General features: G+C 54.7%; 1 protein-coding gene, 2 tRNA genes and 2 rRNA genes (1 of these 5 running past the window's edge). 1 reads left to right on the forward strand and 4 read right to left on the reverse strand.

The annotated features are described in order from the left end of the window. Positions 1-719: ribosomal RNA gene (locus tag AC1DIN_RS29730) — 23S ribosomal RNA — on the reverse strand; it reaches 2,088 nt to the left of the window's first position. 114 nt (positions 720-833) lie between these two features. Between AC1DIN_RS29730 and AC1DIN_RS29735 the strand changes: the two genes are divergently transcribed. Next, positions 834-974 (forward strand): hypothetical protein, encoded by a 141-nt coding sequence (locus tag AC1DIN_RS29735; protein ID WP_441473988.1) that lies wholly within the window; start codon positions 834-836, stop codon positions 972-974. On the opposite strand, the gene AC1DIN_RS29740 is transcribed toward AC1DIN_RS29735, so the two are convergent. The 3 genes from AC1DIN_RS29740 to AC1DIN_RS29750 form a co-directional block, all read right to left on the reverse strand. Next, positions 940-1,015 (reverse strand) — tRNA-Ala (locus AC1DIN_RS29740). The two genes, AC1DIN_RS29735 and AC1DIN_RS29740, sit on opposite strands and share 35 nt — an antisense overlap. Before the next feature lie 104 nt (positions 1,016-1,119). Beyond that, positions 1,120-1,196 (reverse strand) — tRNA-Ile (locus AC1DIN_RS29745). A 204-nt stretch (positions 1,197-1,400) separates the two neighbouring features. Beyond that, positions 1,401-2,887: ribosomal RNA gene (locus tag AC1DIN_RS29750) — 16S ribosomal RNA — on the reverse strand. Together the 16S and 23S rRNA genes with 2 tRNA genes alongside form the textbook arrangement of a ribosomal RNA operon. Positions 2,888-3,192 lie beyond the last annotated feature (305 nt).

Genomic DNA, 3,192 nt, shown 5'->3' on the forward strand with positions numbered 1-3,192 from the left:
GGTCTAATCCGACGAACTGAACGCCCTGTTCAGACTCGCTTTCGCTGCGCCTACACCTACCGGCTTAAGCTTGCTCGTCAGATTAAGTCGCTGACCCATTATACAAAAGGTACGCGGTCACCCAGGACGAACCTTGAGCTCCCACTGTTTGTAAGCATTCGGTTTCAGGTGCTATTTCACTCCCCTCGTCGGGGTGCTTTTCACCTTTCCCTCACGGTACTTGTTCACTATCGGTCGCTGAGGAGTACTTAGGCTTGGAGGGTGGTCCCCCCACGTTCAGACAGGATTTCACGTGTCCCGCCTTACTCATGTCTCATCTGTTCGCAGATCCGTACGGGGCTATCACCCATTGTTGCGCGGTTTCCCAACCGCTTCCGGTAACTTGCAGATAAGCACTGGCCTGGTCCGCGTTCGCTCGCCACTACTAACGGAGTCTCGTTGATGTCCTTTCCTCCAGGTACTTAGATGTTTCAGTTCCCTGGGTTAGCTTTGAACCCCTATGTATTCAGAGTTCAATACCTTCTTGTGATCTCTGTTAGCTCAAAAACAGAACCGAAGTCCTGTCCTTGGAATAACAGAGATCGAAGGTGGGTTTCCCCATTCGGAAATCCGCGGATCAAAGCTCATTCGCAGCTCCCCACGGCTTATCGCAGCGTATCACGTCCTTCATCGCCTCTCAGCGCCAAGGCATCCACCGAATGCTCTTAAGGCACTTGATCGTTCTCATGATCGATGTCCGCGAAACAAATTCGCAGAACATATGATCAGAAAGACCATTTATGCTTGCCGAATGTACCCGATTTAACAGAAGCCGATGGTGTCGGACATTCCGCATGCTGCAGGATGAGCAGCTCTCGAATACATTCCCTCTTCACAATGACAAACAGCAGCGCCAACCATCGTTGCCGATGATGGCGAAACTTGAATACTTTCCGGATTTGGTGGAGCCAGACGGGATCGAACCGACGACCTGAAGCTTGCAAAGCTACCGCTCTCCCAACTGAGCTATGGCCCCATTTGAGTAAAGCAACGCGCCACTTGGCGCGGCGGCCGTTCGGCCTTGCGAGCCCAAGAGCTCGAAAGAACCGCCGCTCGTCGGACAGCTCGGCACCCGATGACTGGTGGGCCTGGGAGGATTTGAACCTCCGACCTCACGCTTATCAAGCGCGCGCTCTAACCAACTGAGCTACAGGCCCAAGGCAAATCGACCAAGAAGTCGACCGGCCAAAGCCTGGCTTGGCCCAGAATACGCGACCGATCCAGATGACCGATCCAGCGCATTCGCCCGGAAAGAGAAAGAGAAACGAAGACGGCAAGTTCCGCATGCGAGGCCTGACTGGCCTCTATTGTTCTGAAGAGAGGTCGATACGAAGCAAGCTTCGTGAAGTCCTCTACCTTAGAAAGGAGGTGATCCAGCCGCAGGTTCCCCTACGGCTACCTTGTTACGACTTCACCCCAGTCGCTGAGCCTACCGTGGTCGCCTGCCTCCTTGCGGTTAGCGTAACGCCTTCGGGTAAACCCAACTCCCATGGTGTGACGGGCGGTGTGTACAAGGCCCGGGAACGTATTCACCGTGGCATGCTGATCCACGATTACTAGCGATTCCACCTTCATGTACTCGAGTTGCAGAGTACAATCTGAACTGAGACGGCTTTTTGGGATTAGCTCGAGGTCGCCCTTTCGCTGCCCATTGTCACCGCCATTGTAGCACGTGTGTAGCCCAGCCTGTAAGGGCCATGAGGACTTGACGTCATCCCCACCTTCCTCGCGGCTTATCACCGGCAGTCCCCCTAGAGTTCCCAACTGAATGATGGCAACTAGGGGCGAGGGTTGCGCTCGTTGCGGGACTTAACCCAACATCTCACGACACGAGCTGACGACAGCCATGCAGCACCTGTGTTCCGGCCAGCCGAACTGAAGAAAGGCATCTCTGCCGATCAAACCGGACATGTCAAAAGCTGGTAAGGTTCTGCGCGTTGCTTCGAATTAAACCACATGCTCCACCGCTTGTGCGGGCCCCCGTCAATTCCTTTGAGTTTTAATCTTGCGACCGTACTCCCCAGGCGGAATGCTTAAAGCGTTAGCTGCGCCACTGAAGAGCAAGCTCCCCAACGGCTGGCATTCATCGTTTACGGCGTGGACTACCAGGGTATCTAATCCTGTTTGCTCCCCACGCTTTCGCGCCTCAGCGTCAGTATCGGACCAGTTGGCCGCCTTCGCCACTGGTGTTCTTGCGAATATCTACGAATTTCACCTCTACACTCGCAGTTCCACCAACCTCTTCCGAACTCAAGACTCCCAGTATCGAAGGCAATTCCAGGGTTGAGCCCTGGGCTTTCACCCCCGACTTAAGAGTCCGCCTACGCGCCCTTTACGCCCAGTGATTCCGAGCAACGCTAGCCCCCTTCGTATTACCGCGGCTGCTGGCACGAAGTTAGCCGGGGCTTATTCTTCCGGTACAGTCATTATCTTCCCGGACAAAAGAGCTTTACAACCCTAAGGCCTTCATCACTCACGCGGCATGGCTGGATCAGGCTTGCGCCCATTGTCCAATATTCCCCACTGCTGCCTCCCGTAGGAGTTTGGGCCGTGTCTCAGTCCCAATGTGGCTGATCATCCTCTCAGACCAGCTACTGATCGTCGCCTTGGTGAGCCATTACCTCACCAACTAGCTAATCAGACGCGGGCCGATCTATCGGCGATAAATCTTTCCCCCGAAGGGCGTATCCGGTATTAGTCCAAGTTTCCCTGAATTATTCCGAACCGAAAGGTACGTTCCCACGTGTTACTCACCCGTCTGCCACTAGCACCGAAGTGCCCGTTCGACTTGCATGTGTTAAGCCTGCCGCCAGCGTTCGCTCTGAGCCAGGATCAAACTCTCAGATTGGATGAGATTTTGTTCCGGCATCGCACTGCGTATTGACGGAGACATCTACAGATTACCGAAGCAATCCGCGATGGCTCTTGTATAAACGCAGCACACCGAAGTCTCGTTCGACTTGAGCCTAAACCCAAGTCCGCAAGAACTCGCCGTCCACGTTTCTCTTTCTGTCTTCAATTTTCAAACAGCGTGCGCTCTACAAATTCCGACAGGAACTCGCCCGGTGTCCCGGACGTCAGCCCCAGCCTCATCAGGAAGCGCAGAAGAGGCGCCGCTCAGCGGCGGCGCCGTCTCGATGGGTGGCTTATAGG

The sequence above is a fragment of the Allobosea sp. 05T438 genome, assembly GCF_056396025.1.